Genomic DNA, 15,778 nt, shown 5'->3' with positions numbered 1-15,778 from the left:
TTCGGTGGGGTCTTCCGGGGGATCCGTCGGTTGGACTGGGGGATCGCTGCGGCTCTCACCCTGCTTGGCACGGCGCAGATGTACATGAACGTTTCGGTGACGGACGCCGAGGTCTCTGCCGAGATCGCGCACGACTCGATGGCGCACGTGATGACCAGTCATTCGGTCTGGATGATTCCGGTGTGGTGGTTCGCGACGGTTCCGGTGCTGTGGTGGCGCCGGAATGTGGTTGCGGTGCTTGCGATTTCGCTGGGTGCGATGGTGGCGCACGACCTCATCTTCGGGTGGGTCGGACGCTGCGGCGCGGGCCTTCCGCTTGCCTTCGTGCTCGCCTTCCTCGGAGCGCTCGACAGTGATCGGGCCCGGCGCTGGTGGGCCCTCGGACTGTCCGTGGTGCTGGCGGTGGCGGTCGTCGCCGTCGATGCCATCACCGGGTCGGGGCTCATTGCTCCTGCCGCTTTGGTGACCCTCCTGATCTTCGCCGTCGGCCGGGCGGTGCGCCAGCGCAGTCGACTGGCGGGTGACCTGCGCGAGCGCACTCACGAACTGCACCGCCTGCGCGACGAGCGTGCCGGCCTCGAGGTGGCCGCCGACCGCGCCCGAATCGCGCGCGAACTCGACGAACTGCTGCAGGTGCGGCTCGACCGGCTCGCGCTCGCAGCCGAGACGGCCGACGTCGCGGATCGTGCCGGCGCCACCGCCACGCTGGAACGCATCGAGACCGACGCCCGCGAGACGCTCGACCGGATGCGCACCCTCGTCGGGGAACTGCGCGACGGCGAGGTCGCCCTCGCACCCACCCCGACGATCGCCCATCTCGACGCAATGCTGGTGCGGCACACCGGAGCACCGCCCCGACTCACCGTCACGGGCGATCCGCGCGGCCTGACGGCGGCCGTCGAACTGTCGGCCTACCGCATCGTCGAACACCTGGTGCAGGTGCTCGCCGGACGGTCGCAGGAACCGGTCGAGGTCGACGTCCGTTTCGCCGACGACGCGTTGGAGATCCGGGTCGCCGGCACCGTCCCGAAGGGCGTGAACGTGCGTGCCGCGGCCGCTCGGGCACGCGAACGCGCCCAGGTCGTCGGCGGATCCGTCGACCTTCGGGTCGCTCGTGGACGGGCGCAGGCGACCGCATCGCTGCCGATGGCCGGCTGATCGTCGTGTCCCGCCTGCGGCGTGTGGAGGCGGTCGCGATCGTGGTCGCGGTGCTGCTGCTCGTCGTCGCGCCGCCGGCCGTTTCGCGTGCGCGGATCGGGCCGGCGGATTTCGCCGTGCTCGCCCTCGTGGTGCTCAGTGGTGTGACGCTCGTCGGCTGGCGGAGGCATCCGCGCGCGGTTGCGGTCGTCGGGCTCGGCCTCTCGTTCGGCGCGACGGTCGTCGACGGATGGGCGGCGCACACGAGCGTGGTGCCCGACTCGGCGATGCTGATCGTCACCGCGCTGTGCACCGTGGCCGGAACCGCATGGCACGGGCGCGAGCTGTGGTGGGTGGTCGGCGCCGGGATCGTGCTGCTGGAACTGTCCCTCGTCGTGCAACCGGAGAGCCCGGTGGGGCTTTTGATGTTCACGGTGCCCGGCTTCGTCGTCGGCGCCGTCTATCGGGCCCGCAACGAAACCGCCCGCGAACTCGCTGTGAGGGCAAAGGAACTCGAGGACGAGCAGGAACTGTTTGCGCAGATTGTCCGGCGTCACGAACGCGCGCGCATCGCCGCCGAGTTGCACGACATCATCGGCCACGCGATGAGCGTCATGGTGATCCAGGCCGCGGCCGGGCAACGGCTGAGCACGGTCGACGCCGATCGCACCGAGCAGGTGTTCGCCGCGATCGCCGAGTCGGCCCGGCAGGGACGGCGCGAGCTGCGGCGGCTGGTCGAACTGCTCGGCGGCGACAACGTGCCCGGCCCCGACCTCGCCCTGATCGACGAACTCGTGGACCGGGCCTGCGACAGCGGGCTGAAGGTGTCGTGCGTCGTCGCCGCCGAGCGCGACGCCGTCGACACCGCGACCGCTCACGTCGCCTTCCGGGTGGTGCAGGAAAGTCTCACGAACGCGCTGCGTCACGCTCCGGGCGCCGAGGTCAACGCGTACGTCGGTCTCGACGGCGACGCGCTCGCCGTGCGGGTGGAGAACGATGCGTCGTCGAGCCCGACACTGTCCCTGGTGGGCACGCGCACCGGGCTGGACGGGCTGCGGCAACGGGTCGAGCAGTCGGGTGGCCGCCTGCGCAGTGGTCCGACGGCGCGCGGCGGGTGGCTGGTGGAGGCCACCATCCCGGTGTCGCGCGCGGGTTGAGTGCTCGGAGCAGCGTCGTGTGGTCGACAATGGAGCCGTGCACCCCATCGTCGCCGTCGTCGGACCGACCGCCACCGGAAAGTCCGACCTCGCAGTGGCGCTCGCCGAACGGCTCGGGGGAGAGGTCGTCAACACCGATGCGTCGCAGCTGTATCGGGGCATGGACATCGGCACGGCGAAGCTCACGGTCGCCGAACGCCGCGGTGTGCCGCACCATCAGCTCGATGTTCTCGAAGTCACCGAGGAAGCGAGCGTCGCTGCGTACCAACAGCTTTCGCGCGCAGACATCGAGGCGATCCGCTCGCGCGGAAACGTGCCGGTGCTCGTGGGAGGGTCGGGTCTCTACGTGCGCGCCGCGACCGATGTGCTCGAGATCCCACCGACCGACGCCGCCGTCCGGGGCCGGCTCGAAGCCGAGTTGGCTGCTGCCGGAACGACTCCCATGTACGACCGGCTGCGCCTCGCCGACCCGGAAGCTGCCGCGAACATCCTGCCGAGCAACGGACGCCGCATCGTGCGTGCGCTGGAGGTCATCGAGCTGACGGGACGCCCGTTCAGCGCCACCATGCCGCGCCGGGAGTTCCTCGAGCCCACCGTCCTGATCGGTCTCGACGCCGACCGCGACGTGGTCGACGAACGGATCGCCCACCGCACCCGGGCGATGTGGCAGCTGGGTCTGCTCGACGAGGTGCGCGGGCTCGAACCGCTCGGCCTGCGTGACGGTCGCACCGCGACCCGCGCCATCGGATACGCGCAGGCCCTCGGCCAACTCGAAGGCGAACTCACGCAGGACGAGGCGATCGAGAGCACCGCGCAGGCCACTCGCCGCCTGGTACGCCGGCAGCTCTCGTGGTTCCGCGCCGACCCGCGGGTGATCTGGCTGCCGCACGACGCTCCTGATCTGCTCGACCGCGCGCTCGAGGTAGTGCAAACCGCGGTTCGGTGACCTCCGGTAGTGCAAACCGCGGCGTATGCCCCGCGGTCTGCACCACAAGGGCCGCCCGAACCGCGGTTTGCGCTACACCGCGCCGCCCAATCCGCGGTTTGCGCTACACCGCGAGCGGCGGTTGCACCCGTAGGTCGGCACAATGGAGCGGTGACCACCATCGACTTCGTCAAGGGCCACGGCACGCAGAACGACTTCGTCCTCGTGCCCGACCCCGAAGGCCGCCTCGCCCTGACCCCGCGCGACGTCACCTATCTCGCCGACCGCCGCGCCGGCATCGGTGGCGACGGCGTGATTCGGGTCGCCCCGCTGAGCGCCGCCCCCGACGAAGTGCGCGAGCAGTGCCCCGACGCGAAGTGGTTCATGGACTACCGCAACAGCGACGGATCGGTTGCCGAGATGTGCGGCAACGGCACCCGCGTGTTCGCCCGCTACCTCGTCGAGCAGGGCCTGGAGACGTCCGACACCTTCGCGATCGCCACCCGGGCCGGTCGCAAGGAGATCACAGTGGTGGCCGACGGGTTCGCCACCGACCTCGGCCCGTGGCGCCTGGCTCGCGAAACCGAGGCGAACGAGCGCGGCATGGACTCCGTGGTGCAGGTGCACGGTGCGCCCGACCCGTTGCCGGCCCTCAGCCTCGACCTCGGCAACCCGCACACCGTCGTCGCGCTGCCGCCGCAGATCGACCTCAGCGCCCTCGACCTGCACACCGCACCGAAGGTCGACCCGACGCCCGAGCACGGCACCAATGTCGAGTTCGTGCGCGCCATCGAGCACGCACACATCTCGATGCGGGTGCACGAGCGCGGCGTGGGGGAGACGCGCAGCTGCGGCACCGGAGCGGCCGCGGCGGCGCTCGCCACCTGGTGGTGGGGCGGACGGCCCGAGGATCAGCTCGACTGGATCGTCGACGTGCCCGGCGGACGCCTCGGGGTGCACATCGCTGCCGACAAGGTCGCTCTCTCCGGGCCGGCCGAGCTCGTGGCCCGCGGCACGGTCAGCCTGCCCGGCTGACCCGCAGGATTCGGAATCCGCGCACGCTGGTGAACCGCTCGGTCACCAGATCGGGCAGCTGCTCGCCCAGCCACTTCTGCAGCGAGTCGGATCCGAGGTTCTTCTGCACCACCAGGTAGGCCTCGCCGGTGGCGCTCAACCGCGGCAACCAGGTCGTCATCAGGTCGTGCAGCACCTTCTTGCCCACCCGGATCGGCGGGTTCGACCAGATGAGGTCGAACCGCAGCTCGGCCGGCACCTGCTCGGCGGTGCCCACGTGCACCCGGTCGAGCCCGAGGGAGGCGGCATTGCGGCGGGCGAGGTCCATCGCCCGCTCGTTGACGTCGACCGCCCACACCTCGGCGTCCGGTGACTCCAGGCCCAAGGTCAGCGCGATCGGCCCCCAGCCGCAGCCGAGATCGAGGAAGGTGCCCGACGCCGGTGGCGCCGGGGCGTGCCGCAACAACACGGTCGTGCCCTGGTCGATGCGGTCGGGGGAGAAGATGCCCGGCGCCACCTGCACCGTCCGCGTCGCCCCGGCCAACGGCACGTTGATGGTGCGGCGTTCGTCGGCGCTGGCGGGCTCGGCGGTGAAGTAGTGGTCGTGCTCGGTCACGGCGGTGACGCTACCCGAGAGCACCAGCTCGCGTCGGACGCGACTTACTCGCCGGTTCGGGCCGATACGCCCGAGTAACTCGCGCCTGACGCGACTTGGTGCCCCGCCGCGGCATCTGACCTCGCAGGCGCACGTCGAAACTGCCTCACTGCGCATGCACCGCCGCGATCGGCCAGACCGTGCCGTCGAGCAGGGGGCGCGATCCGAGCGGCGCGGACAGCGTGACCGTGACCACCTGCAGTCTGGCCGCGCCGACGCAACCCTCGCTCGTCCGGCGTTCGGTCGGGTAGACGGTCACCGCAGTGGTGGTCTCCACGAGCGTGGTCAGTGGTGGTTCATCGGTGCAGAACGACCCGATCACATTGAGCTTGATCGTCTTGCTGCTGCGGGACAGCAAACCCGCTGTGCCGCCGGTCGACACATCCACCCAGGACCGCGTCGATACCGAGGGCACGGTCCGCAGATTCCGGCAGCCGCCCATCCCGCTGACCTTCCATCCGCTCCCGGACTTCTCGAACGAGAACGTGGTCGGGTTGTTCACCGCGCCGAACAAGATGAGTGCCGTGTGTTCGGAGACTGCCGCCACCCGCCAGTCGGCGCGCGCGATGTCCGCAGCGCGACGCAAGGTCTCGGGCATGCTCCACGCCTCTGCGGCCGCGTGCTGCTGCATGGCCGGCACGAAGTCGACCGGGTTCTCGCGAGGCAGGCCGTTGCGCGCGACGCTCGGAGTGAATCGATCCGGCGTATTGCAGGTCAACAACGGCTGGCCGTCCTCCAGCAGCACCGGACCCGATGGCCACCCACCCGAGATCGGCCCCGGATCCGGACGAAGCGCGACTGTTACGGCGACAACGGTGCCGACGGCGACAGCAGGCAGCACGACCGATGCGGTCACGGCACGACGACGGCGGCGCCGCCCACGCCGAGTCGCCGTCCGGGCCAGCGCTACCGGGTCGACGCTCACTTCGTCGACCGCTGCCGTGAGCTCGTCGTGGAGGCGTTCCTCGATCGACGACATCAGCGAACTCCCTTCGAACTGTCCAGTTCGGTGCGAACCACCTGCAGCGCGCGAGCCGCTCGCTTGCGCACTGCACCATCGGAAATCCCCAACATCGCCGCGACCTCACCGGAGGTGTAGCCGTCGTGGTACCGCAGCACCAGAACGGCACGGTCGAGTCGCTGCAGACGGTCGAGCGCTTGCCATAACGTCAGGTGGTCGTCCACAACCGATGTCGGGGACGAGTGTTCGCCGGTGCGGTCGTCGATCGCGATCGGGGTTTCGTGCGATCGACGCAACCTGCGCGAATCGAGGTGCAGCCGGGCCATGGTCGTGCGCGCATAGGCCAGCGGACGATCCGCGCCCCGCACGCGCGGCCACTTTGTCCACAGGCGGATCAGCGTCTCTTGCAGGAGGTCGTCAGCCGACCCTGGTTCGCCCGTCAGCAGCCGCGCCGAGCGTGCCAGCGCCACCGCGTGTGTTGCAACGAACTCGTCGAAGCCGTCCCGGTCGGCCATTTCCACCTCCTACCGTCTTAGACGGGTCGAGTTAGTCGAACTGTCCCACCGCTCGTCCACCCGAACGCACGAACTCGCGTCGGACGCGACTTACTCGCCGGTTGGGGCCGATACGACCGAGTAAGGCGCGCCTGACGCGACTTGGTGTCCCGCCGCGGCATACGACTTGGTGCCCCGCCGCGAGACGAGCAAGGCATAAACGACTCGCCCGCCTCGTTGAATCTTGCGAGACTAAGGGGAACATGACTTCGCAACACGACTTCTTCAACCGCCGCGCCGACGCGCTCGCCGACTCCGACATCGACCTGCAGTACGACGACGACGGCTTCCTGATCGACGACGGCGACTCTGCCGACGGTGACCAGCTCGACCGCGCCGAACGCGCGGCACTGCGTCGCGTCGAGGGGCTGTCGACCGAACTGCAGGACGTCACCGAGGTCGAGTACCGCCAGCTGCGACTCGAGCGTGTGGTGCTGGCCAATGTGTGGACCGAAGGCACCGTCGAGGACGCCGACAACTCGCTGCGCGAGCTCGCGGCGCTCGCCGAGACCGCCGGGTCGACCGTGCTCGCCGGTGTGACCCAGCGACGCAGCCGTCCCGACCCGGGCACCTGGCTCGGCTCCGGCAAGGCGGCCGCGCTGCGCGACATCGTCATCGCCGAGGGCGCCGACACCGTCATCGCCGACGGTGAGCTCGCACCCAGCCAACGGCGCGCCCTGGAGGACGTCGTCAAGGTGAAGGTCATCGACCGCACCGCGCTGATCCTCGACATCTTCGCCCAGCACGCGAAGTCGAAGGAGGGCAAGGCGCAGGTCGAGCTCGCCCAGCTGCAGTACCTCCTGCCGCGCCTGCGTGGTTGGGGTGAGTCGATGTCCCGGCAGGCCGGTGGCCAGGCCGCCGGTGGACAGGGCATGGGTTCGCGTGGTCCGGGTGAGACGAAGATCGAGCTCGACCGTCGTCGCATCAACTCCCGCATCGCCAAGCTCAAGCGCGAGATCGCGTCGATGAAGACGATCCGCGACACCAAGCGACACGGCCGCAAGGTCAACGAGGTGCCGTCGGTCGCGATCGCCGGCTACACCAACGCCGGCAAGTCGTCGATCCTCAACCGGCTCACCGGCGCCGGCGTGCTGGTGCAGAACCAGTTGTTCGCCACGCTCGACCCGACGGTGCGTCGCGCCGAGACCGCCGACGGCCGTCCGTACACGCTCGCCGACACCGTCGGTTTCGTGCGCAACCTGCCGCACCAGTTGGTCGAGGCGTTCCGCTCGACCCTGGAGGAGGTCGGCGACTCCGACCTGCTGCTGCATGTCGTCGACGGCTCCCACCCCGACCCCGAGTCGCAGATCTCGGCGGTGCGCGAGGTGCTCTCCGACGTCGGTGCCACCGACGTCAAGGAAGTCATCGTCATCAACAAGGCCGATGTCGCCGACCCCGAGGTGGTCGACCGGCTGCTGCGCACCGAGAAGCACGCGATCGCCGTATCCGCCCGCACCGGAGCCGGATTCGACGAGTTGCTCGCCCTCATCGACCGCGAACTGCCGCGCCCGGAGATCCGTGTCGAGGTGCTGCTGCCCTACGACCGGGGCGACCTGCTCAGTCGCCTGCACCAGGAAGCCGACGTCATCAGCAGCGAGCACACCGGCGACGGCACCCACGTGCACGCCAAGGTGAACCCGTCGCTGGAAGCGGCCCTCGAGGCGTACGCCGTCTGACCGGTGCCGCGGGCGCCGGCCCGACCGCCGACCATCGCTGCATGGTGCGCCACAATGGCGCACCATGCAGCGATTCATGCTCCACAGCAAGATCCACCGCGCCACCGTCACCCAGGCTGACCTGCACTACGTCGGCTCGCTGACGATCGACCGCGACCTGATGGACGCCGCCGATCTGCTGCCCGGCCAGCAGGTCGACGTGGTCGACGTCGACAACGGCAACCGGCTCACGACGTACGCCATCGAGGGGGAGCGCGGCAGCGGCATCCTGTGCATCAACGGGGCGGCCGCTCGGCTGATCAGCCCCGGCGACACCGTCATCGTCATCGCCTACGCCGCGATGGACGATGCGGAGGCGCGGTCGTTCGAGCCGCAGGTGGTCTTCGTCGACAAGCACAACCGCATCGTGCAGATCGACCACGACGCCGGTGACGTGCCCGAGGGTTACGGCCTGGCGACCTCCGCGGTCACCAAGCGCGAACACGGCTGAGCCGCAGGCGAAGGCCGTACGCTGCGTGCGTCACCGGCACACCAGAGCCCACCCGCGCGCCCACCCCAGAGCCTGACCGGCGCGCTGAGTGCGAGGAGTTCTATGCCTCGGTCATCCCGCGGGCACGGACGAACAGGACACCCACATCGCGCGGCGCGCGTTCGCGGGGCTGTTGTGGAACAGCCAGCTGTACCGCTACCCGATCGCCGAGTGGCTCGACGGCGACTCCGACTTCCCGCCGTCCGCGCAGCGCCGCGAACCCGGCGCCCGCAACGTCAACCGAACCCACCTCGACCTCGCCGACGTCATTTCGATGCCCGACGAGTGGGAGTACCCCCTGGTTCGCATCCTGGGACCTCGCCTTCCACGCCGTGCTCGGGCGTGCACCGTCACGCAGCCAGAACATCGACACCAGACGGTCGCGCAATGCTTCGGCGACCTGCGGCAGCGGCAGGGTGCGGCCCGAGTGGGTCGGGAACTCCACGTCCAGCTCCGGCTCCGCGGTGGCGTAGGCACGCAACGCGGACCCCAGGTGGCTGCCGACGGGACCGCTGTGGGACGAACACATCACCTTCAGCGAGTACTTCCACGGCGACACCGGTGCCGGCCTCGGCGCCACCCACCAGACGGGGTGGACGGCGCTGGTCGCCGACCTGATCTGCGCACCCCTGGGCACCCGCGACTGATCTCCACAGGCGGCCCGGTCGGTCGGGCGATGCCGGGCCGACCCACGTAGTCTTGCGGGATGCCGCCCACCCCATCGACGTCCGCCTCGACGAGCATCGACTCCCTGATGGCAGCGGCGGTGGCCGCGGTCGGTGGCACGCCCCGCCCGGGACAGCAGCGGATGACCGAGGCGGTCGCCAAGGCGTTCGACGAGGGCAACCACCTGCTGGTGCAGGCCGGCACCGGCACCGGCAAGTCGCTCGCCTATCTGGTGCCCTCGATCGTGCACGCGCAGCAGACCGGCAAGCCCGTGATCGTCGCTACCGCGACGCTCGCCCTGCAGAACCAGATCGTCGGACGCGACCTGCCGGTGATCGCCGACGCTCTGCGTCCGGTGCTCGGCCGGCGACCCACCTACGGGCTGGTCAAGGGCCGCCGCAACTACGTGTGTCAGCACAAGCTGGTCGGGGGTTACCCGGCCGACGACGAGGACAGCCTGTTCGGCGTGGGTGCGGTCGACCAACAACTCGGACGCCTGGAGAAGGAGATCGTGCGCCTGCGGGAGTGGGCCGACGAGACCGACACCGGCGACCGCGACGATCTCGTGCCGGGCGTGAGCGAGCGGGCCTGGCGGCAGGTGAGCGTGTCGGCGCACGAATGCCTCGGGTCGACCTGCCCGATGGTGTCGGAGTGCTTCGTGGAGAAGGCGCGCGCGGAGGCCAAGGACGTCGACGTCGTGGTCACCAACCACAGCTTCATGGCGATCGACTCCTTCGAAGGGCGCCAGATGCTGCCCGAGCACGACGCGCTCGTCGTCGACGAGGCGCACGAACTCGTCGACCGGGTCACCTCAACCATCACCGACGAACTGACCCCCGGCATGGTGTCCGCCGCCGCGAAGAAGGCCGGTCGTTACGCCGACACCCACGAACTCGCCGAGACCGGGGTCTTCTTGGGCTCGGTGCTCGACCAGGCCACCGAAGGGCGACTGCTCGGGTTGCCCGACAACCTCGCGCTCGCCGTGCAGCGCATCCGGGACGCCGCGCGCGGTATCGCGTCCGACATCAAGCCCGACAAGCCCGCCGACAACGACGGCCCCCGGCAGATGGCGCGTGCCGCGGTCGACGAGGTGCTCGAGAACGCCGAGCGCCTGCTGGAGGAGCGTGAGCTCGACGTCGCCTGGGTCAGCCACAGCGAGTACCGCGGCTCCGCGCTCAGCGTCGCGCCGATGAGCGTGGCAATGCTGGTGCGCGACAAGATCTTCGGCGATCGCACGGTCGTGATGACGTCGGCCACCCTCGAGCTCGGCGGCACCTTCGACTCGGTGGCCGGCACACTCGGGCTGCGCGGCGAGGGCTCGCCCGCCTGGGAAGGGCTCGACGTCGGGTCGCCCTTCGACTACCCGCAGCAGGCCATCGCCTACGTCGCCAAGCACCTGCCTCCGCCGGGCCGCGACGGCACCTCGCAGCAGGCGATGGACGAGATCGAGACGCTCATCCGGGCCGCCGGCGGCCGCACCCTCGGGCTGTTCTCCTCGATGCGGGCGGCGAAGGCCGCCACCGAGGCGATGCGCGAACGCTTCGGCGACGAGTTCCCGGTGTTGTGCCAGGGCGACGACCAGATGGGCACGCTGGTCAAGGCGTTCGCCGCCGACCCGCGCACCTGCCTGTTCGGCACCCTCACCCTCTGGCAGGGCGTCGACGTGCCCGGGTCGGCCTGCCAACTGGTGATCATCGACCGCATCCCGTTCCCGCGACCCGACGACCCGATCACCTCCGCCCGCTCACAGGCGATCGCCGAACGCGGCGGCAACGGGTTCATGTCGGTGTCGGCGACGCACGCCGCGCTCCGCCTCGCGCAGGGCGCCGGACGCCTCGTGCGCCGGTCGACCGACCGCGGCGTCGTGGCCTTCCTCGACAACCGGATGATCACCGCGCGGTACGCCGGCTTCCTGCAACGTTCGCTGCCGCCGTTCTGGCCGACCACCGATCGCGAGCTCGTGCTGCGCGCGCTGAAGCGGCTCGACGAGACCGCGGCCCCGCCGACTCCGGTGGGTAGACCCGCGCCGGCTGCGCCGAAGTCGACTGTCGCACAGCAGAACCCGGCCGAACGCTTCGATGCTGCGGCGGGTCGGATCAGCACCGAGAGCACCAGCAGCTACGACGCGCTGGAGTTCGCCGACGAACCCGCGGGTGCTTCCGGCGCGGTCAATGCGGTGCCCGATGAAGTGCCCGACGCCACCGAGGCACCCGAGCGCGCCGCCGCCCTCGGCGAGCAGGACCACCCGGCGCCGCCGGTGGACGAACCCGGGGAGCACACGGACGCGTCCGGCTGGAGCGCCGAGGACGACGAGGAACTCACCGACGGTGTGAGCCTCGGACTCGACCCCGACGAACTCGCCGACCACCTCGACCGCCCGGTCGAGCAGGTGCGGGCCCGCATCGCCGAACTCGGGCTGTGACACGGCGGCTGCTCGCCGGCGCAGGGGTGCTCGTCGTCGTAGCGATGCTGCTTTCGGCCGGCACCTCACTGCTCGTGGTCGCCGCACTGGTGCGGATGGGTGTCATCGACCCGGTCCAGGATGCGGCGTGCAAACCGCTGTCGGCCGACGCCCGAACGTCCGAGAGCTGAGTCGGGCGGGTTCGTTCGGCGGTCCGTTCCGCCGTTCGGTCAGCGCAGGACGACCGTGCTCGACCCGTTGAGGAACACCCGGTGCTCGGCATGCCAGGCGAGGGCCCGGGCGAGCACTTGGGTCTCCACGTCGCGTCCGGCCACCACCATGTGCTCGGGGGAGTAGGTGTGGTCGATGCGGGCGACGTCCTGCTCGATGATCGGGCCTTCGTCGAGATCGGGTGTCACGTAGTGGGCCGTCGCGCCGATGAGCTTCACACCCCGGTCGTGCGCCTGGTGATACGGGCGGGCGCCCTTGAAGCTGGGCAGGAACGAGTGGTGGATGTTGATCGCGCGGCCCTGCAGGGTGCGGCACAGATCGTCGGACAGCACCTGCATGTAGCGGGCGAGCACCACCAGTTCGACGTCGTACTCCTGCACCAGTTCGAGGATGCGCGCCTCCGAACAATCCTTGGTCGAGGCAGTGATCGGCACGTGATGGAACGGGATGTCGTGGGTGGCGACCGTCTTCTGGAAGGTCAGGTGGTTCGATCCGACGGCCACGATCTCGAGCGGCAAGGAGCCCACCTGCTGACGGAACAGCAGGTCGTTGAGGCAGTGCCCGAGCTTCGAGACCAACACCAGCGTGCGCATCGGGCGACCGGCCGGCCACAGGCCCCACTCCATCCCGAATTCGGTTGCGACATCGGCGAACCCGTCGCGCAGCGCGTCCTCGTCGTGCAGCTCGCAGCGGAAGACGAGCCGGATGAAGAACCGGCCGGTCGAGGGGTCCTCGAACTGCTGGCACTCACTGATGTTCGCGCCCTGGCGCACCAGGTAGCCGGTGATCGCGTGCACGATGCCGGGCCGGTCGGCGCAGGTGGCGGAGAGAACGAAATCGGACGGGTCGGTCGGCACGCTGGTGGCTCCTGGTTCTGCGTGTGCTGCGGCGGGTCCGGGCACCGGGTCCGCCGGGCTCGCACACTAGGCCATCCGGCGCCCGCTCGCCCCTTCCCCCGCCGCAAACGCTGCAGGTGCAGCGTTTGCGGGAGTGTCGGCGGGGGATGGGAGAGTGTGCACATGGCCATTCCGTCGCTCGTGCTGATCAGCGGACCTGAGCAGTTGCTCGCCGACCGCGCGTTGCGCAGCACCGTCGACCTCGTGCGCGAGACCGAACCCGACGCCGAGACGATCCGGGTCGACGCCGCCGCCTACGAGCCCGGCGAGCTGATGCTGCACACCAGCCCGAGCCTGTTCGGCGGGCTGAAGATCGTGGTGGTGCGCGACCTCGACGAAGGTGGAGACGCGCTCGTCGACGAGGTGACCACCCTGGCCAAGAGCCCTATCGATCAAGCGGTTCTCGTCGTCATGCACAAGGGCGGCAACCGCGGTAAGCGCGCACTCGACGCGCTCAAGAAGGGCGGCGCGCGGGTCATCGACGCGCCCTCGATCAAGTCCGACCGCGACAAGGCGTCGTTCGTCACCAACGAGTTCCGTTCCGCGCGACGCAAGGTCAGCCCCGACGCCGTCCAGGCGCTGCTCGACGCCGTCGGCAAAGACCTCGGCGAACTCGCCGCCGCGTGCGCCCAGCTCGTCGCCGACACCACCGGCGTCGTCGACGTCGAGCAGGTCGACGAGTACTACGGCGGCAAGGTCGAAGCCACCGGCTTCCGGGTGGCCGATATGGCGGTCGCGGGCAATGCGGGGGAGGCGCTGCGGCTGTTGCGGCACGCGCTCGCGTCGGGCCTCGACCCGGTGCCGATCGTGGCGGTGCTCGCCGGGCAGTTGCGGCAGATCGCGAAGGTCGCCTCGGCAGGGCAAGGCTCGTCGGGGGCTGTCGCCCGTGACCTCGGCATGGCGCCCTGGCAGGTCGACCGCGCCCGCCGCTCGGCCCGCGGCTGGGACGGCGACCGACTCGGCCGCGCCATCCAGGCCGTCGCGGCCGCAGACTTCGACGTGAAGGGCGGCGGACGCGACCCCGTCTTCGCCGTCGAACGCGCCGTGCTCACCATCTGCAGAGAACGGCACGGCCGGTAACTCCGGGCTAGGCGGCGCGACGATTTGGGGGCCGTTGGTCGGGGAGTGTAGATTTACTCCTCGCGTGCGCGCTCTGGTCGTGCGCGCTCGCTGCAGTACCAACGCACCGAACTCGCCAGGGTCGTCCCCACGCCCCATCCGTTCCGGTGCGTCGTCGCCCTCTACGACAACATTCAGACCGAACCAAGGAAGTTACTTCGTGGCAAACATCAAGTCGCAGATGAAGCGGATCAAGACCAACGCGATCCGCACCGAGCGCAACAAGGCTTACAAGTCGGAGCTGCGCACCTGGATCCGCAAGACCCGCGAGGCCGTCGCCGCCGGTGACGCCGAGAAGGCGCAGGCAGCGCTGAAGACCGCTGGTCAGAAGCTGGACAAGGCCGTCTCCAAGGGCGTCATCCACAAGAACCAGGCTGCGAACAAGAAGTCGGCCCTGACCAAGCAGGTCAATGGCCTGAGCTGAACTTTTCAGCTTCGCTGACAAAGCCCCGCAACCGAAATCGGTTGCGGGGCTTGGTCATTGCCTCAAGTGGAGTGGGTCAGCTGAACGGCGGGCGGGAGTCGAGGCCGACCGAGCGGCGTCCGGCCCAGCGCCACACGCGGGCGGCGCGGTCGCGGTCGTCGTCGGTGACCAGGTTGCCCATCCAGCGCAGCGCGAGGGTCATCAGCAGGTCGGAGCGCATGCCGATCGGGCCGAGGGCGGTGAGCAGCTTGGGGTTGCTGAACAGGCCGGCCAGGCGGCGCGCCACCGAGAAGGCCTCGCCGTAGTGGTCGGTCAGCAGCGCAGGCCACGCCGTCTGCAGGTCGTCTCCGGCCAGCAGCATGTCGGCGACCAGACGTCCGGTCTCCAGCCCGTAGTCGATGCCCTCACCGTTGAGCGGGTTGATGCAGGCGGCGGCGTCGCCGATGAGCGCCCAGTTGGGGCCGGCGACGTTCGAGACGGCTCCGCCCATCGGCAGCAGCGCCGACGCACCCATCCGCAACTCACCGGATAGACCGAAGTCGTCCCGGATCGTGTCGGCGTAGACCTGCATCAGCGGTTTGATCGCGATGTCGGCCGGACGCTTGGCGGTGGCGAGCGTGCCCGCGCCGAGGTTCACCGAGCCGTCGCCGAGTGGGAACACCCAGCCGTAGCCGGACAGGATCTGACCTTCTTCGCCGCGCAGTTCGAGGTGGGAGGAGATCCACGGGTCGTTGCTCATCGTGGAGTCGATGTAGGAGCGGCCCGCCACCGCGTAGACGGTGTCGCGGTGCCACTCGCGGCCGAGCACCTTGCCCAACGGCGAACGCACACCGTCGGCGACGACGACCCGCTCGGCCTCGATCTCGAAGGTGCCCTCGGCGCCGCGGAAGGTGACGGCCCGCACCCGTCCGCCCTCGACCCGGGCGTCGACGGCGCGAGCGTCCTCGACGCCCACGGCGCCGGCCTTCAGCGCGTGGGTGCGCAGGTGGTCGTCGAGTTCGGTGCGGGGCACGGCCGAGCCCCAGTCGGGAAGTCCCTCGACCTGGGGCCAGCGCAACTCGAGGCGTTGGCCGAAGCCGTGGGCGCGCAGGCCCTGGTTGACGGTGTGTGCGCGCACCCAGTCGGTGAGGCCGAGCCGGTCGAGTTCGCCGATCGCGCGCGGGGTGAGGCCGTCGCCGCAGGTCTTGTCGCGGGGGAAGGTGGCGGCATCGGCGAGCACGACATCGAGGCCGTGGCGGGCCGCCCAGGTGGCGGCGGCCGAGCCGGCGGGGCCGGCTCCGACAACAAGAACATCGGTACGGGTCGGAGCGGGCATGGGGGCATTCTCTCAGGGCCTGAGCGGGGGACGAAATCCGCCGGGGGATCGCCGATCCGGTGGGCGGACAGGGCCGGTGACCGGCTGCGATATTCTGAACGACATGCATCGCCTGCTT

16 protein-coding genes are annotated in these 15,778 nt (G+C 70.0%); 10 read left to right on the top strand and 6 right to left on the bottom strand.

What is annotated here, in order from left to right; genetic code table 11:
• The first annotated feature begins 30 nt into the window (after positions 1–30).
• From DFJ65_RS13010 to dapF, 4 genes are all read left to right on the top strand, one after another.
• Positions 31–1,158 carry a sensor histidine kinase gene (locus DFJ65_RS13010; protein ID WP_147301391.1) on the top strand — a complete coding sequence of 376 codons (1,128 nt, stop codon included), beginning with the start codon at positions 31–33 and terminating at the stop codon, positions 1,156–1,158.
• A 5-nt stretch (positions 1,159–1,163) separates the two neighbouring features.
• Positions 1,164–2,294, top strand: coding sequence for a sensor histidine kinase (locus DFJ65_RS18115; protein ID WP_147301390.1), 1,131 nt, complete (start codon positions 1,164–1,166; stop codon positions 2,292–2,294).
• Positions 2,295–2,331: 37 nt separating this feature from the next.
• Complete coding sequence (miaA, locus tag DFJ65_RS13000) at positions 2,332–3,240, top strand: tRNA (adenosine(37)-N6)-dimethylallyltransferase MiaA (RefSeq protein ID WP_245950247.1); 909 nt, start codon at positions 2,332–2,334, stop codon at positions 3,238–3,240.
• Between the two features lie 150 nt (positions 3,241–3,390).
• Complete coding sequence (gene dapF, locus DFJ65_RS12995) at positions 3,391–4,254, top strand: diaminopimelate epimerase (protein WP_115923377.1); 864 nt, start codon at positions 3,391–3,393, stop codon at positions 4,252–4,254.
• On the opposite strand, the gene DFJ65_RS12990 is transcribed toward dapF, so the two are convergent.
• From DFJ65_RS12990 to DFJ65_RS12980, 3 genes are all read right to left on the bottom strand, one after another.
• Positions 4,238–4,849 (bottom strand): class I SAM-dependent methyltransferase, encoded by a 612-nt coding sequence (locus DFJ65_RS12990; protein ID WP_245950245.1) that lies wholly within the window; start codon positions 4,847–4,849, stop codon positions 4,238–4,240. The two genes, dapF and DFJ65_RS12990, sit on opposite strands and share 17 nt — an antisense overlap.
• A gap of 145 nt (positions 4,850–4,994) precedes the next feature.
• Positions 4,995–5,633 carry a hypothetical protein gene (locus DFJ65_RS12985; protein ID WP_147301389.1) on the bottom strand — a complete coding sequence of 213 codons (639 nt, stop codon included), beginning with the start codon at positions 5,631–5,633 and terminating at the stop codon, positions 4,995–4,997.
• 233 nt (positions 5,634–5,866) lie between these two features.
• Positions 5,867–6,364, bottom strand: a complete 498-nt coding sequence (locus tag DFJ65_RS12980) for a SigE family RNA polymerase sigma factor (protein WP_115923374.1) — start codon at positions 6,362–6,364, stop codon at positions 5,867–5,869.
• Between the two features lie 242 nt (positions 6,365–6,606).
• On the opposite strand from DFJ65_RS12980, the gene hflX reads away from it, so the two are divergent.
• The gene (gene hflX, locus DFJ65_RS12975) at positions 6,607–8,079 is read left to right on the top strand and encodes a GTPase HflX (RefSeq protein ID WP_115923373.1); all 1,473 of its coding nucleotides are present in this window, start codon (positions 6,607–6,609) and stop codon (positions 8,077–8,079) included.
• 64 nt (positions 8,080–8,143) lie between these two features.
• Positions 8,144–8,569 (top strand): aspartate 1-decarboxylase, encoded by a 426-nt coding sequence (panD, locus tag DFJ65_RS12970; RefSeq protein ID WP_115923372.1) that lies wholly within the window; start codon positions 8,144–8,146, stop codon positions 8,567–8,569.
• A 100-nt stretch (positions 8,570–8,669) separates the two neighbouring features.
• Here panD and DFJ65_RS12965 read toward each other — a convergent pair whose 3' ends face one another.
• A complete protein-coding gene (locus DFJ65_RS12965) occupies positions 8,670–9,245 on the bottom strand; it encodes a hypothetical protein (RefSeq protein WP_211308440.1) in 576 nt (191 codons plus the stop codon).
• Between the two features lie 69 nt (positions 9,246–9,314).
• On the opposite strand from DFJ65_RS12965, the gene DFJ65_RS12960 reads away from it, so the two are divergent.
• Both DFJ65_RS12960 and DFJ65_RS17535 read left to right on the top strand, forming a co-directional pair.
• Positions 9,315–11,696, top strand: a complete 2,382-nt coding sequence (locus DFJ65_RS12960; RefSeq protein WP_115923370.1) for an ATP-dependent DNA helicase — start codon at positions 9,315–9,317, stop codon at positions 11,694–11,696.
• A complete protein-coding gene (locus tag DFJ65_RS17535; protein WP_170144090.1) occupies positions 11,693–11,866 on the top strand; it encodes a hypothetical protein in 174 nt (57 codons plus the stop codon). Before DFJ65_RS12960 ends, DFJ65_RS17535 begins: the two co-directional genes overlap by 4 nt.
• Before the next feature lie 39 nt (positions 11,867–11,905).
• On the opposite strand, the gene purU is transcribed toward DFJ65_RS17535, so the two are convergent.
• A complete protein-coding gene (gene purU, locus DFJ65_RS12955; protein ID WP_115923369.1) occupies positions 11,906–12,763 on the bottom strand; it encodes a formyltetrahydrofolate deformylase in 858 nt (285 codons plus the stop codon).
• Positions 12,764–12,925: 162 nt separating this feature from the next.
• On the opposite strand from purU, the gene holA reads away from it, so the two are divergent.
• Both holA and rpsT read left to right on the top strand, forming a co-directional pair.
• Positions 12,926–13,882 (top strand): DNA polymerase III subunit delta, encoded by a 957-nt coding sequence (holA, locus tag DFJ65_RS12950; protein ID WP_115923368.1) that lies wholly within the window; start codon positions 12,926–12,928, stop codon positions 13,880–13,882.
• A gap of 199 nt (positions 13,883–14,081) precedes the next feature.
• On the top strand, positions 14,082–14,345 hold the full coding sequence (gene rpsT / locus DFJ65_RS12945) for a 30S ribosomal protein S20 (protein ID WP_115923367.1): 264 nt from the start codon (positions 14,082–14,084) through the stop codon (positions 14,343–14,345).
• A gap of 76 nt (positions 14,346–14,421) precedes the next feature.
• On the opposite strand, the gene DFJ65_RS12940 is transcribed toward rpsT, so the two are convergent.
• Positions 14,422–15,660: a geranylgeranyl reductase family protein gene (locus DFJ65_RS12940; protein ID WP_115923366.1), complete on the bottom strand. Its 1,239-nt coding sequence runs from the start codon at positions 15,658–15,660 to the stop codon at positions 14,422–14,424.
• Positions 15,661–15,778 lie beyond the last annotated feature (118 nt).

The organism is Calidifontibacter indicus, assembly GCF_003386865.1.
In the GTDB taxonomy this organism is placed as follows: domain Bacteria; phylum Actinomycetota; class Actinomycetes; order Actinomycetales; family Dermatophilaceae; genus Yimella; species Yimella indica.
This window is presented reverse-complemented; position numbering and strand designations above follow the sequence as displayed.

Coding starts and splice junctions, on each gene's coding strand:
- hflX (WP_115923373.1), top strand. CDS start 6,607: ATGACTTCGCAACACGACTTCTTCAACCGCCGCGCCGACGCGCTCGCC.
- holA (WP_115923368.1), top strand. CDS start 12,926: ATGGCCATTCCGTCGCTCGTGCTGATCAGCGGACCTGAGCAGTTGCTC.
- DFJ65_RS12940 (WP_115923366.1), bottom strand. CDS start 15,660: ATGCCCGCTCCGACCCGTACCGATGTTCTTGTTGTCGGAGCCGGCCCC.
- DFJ65_RS12980 (WP_115923374.1), bottom strand. CDS start 6,364: ATGGCCGACCGGGACGGCTTCGACGAGTTCGTTGCAACACACGCGGTG.
- DFJ65_RS12960 (WP_115923370.1), top strand. CDS start 9,315: ATGCCGCCCACCCCATCGACGTCCGCCTCGACGAGCATCGACTCCCTG.
- panD (WP_115923372.1), top strand. CDS start 8,144: ATGCAGCGATTCATGCTCCACAGCAAGATCCACCGCGCCACCGTCACC.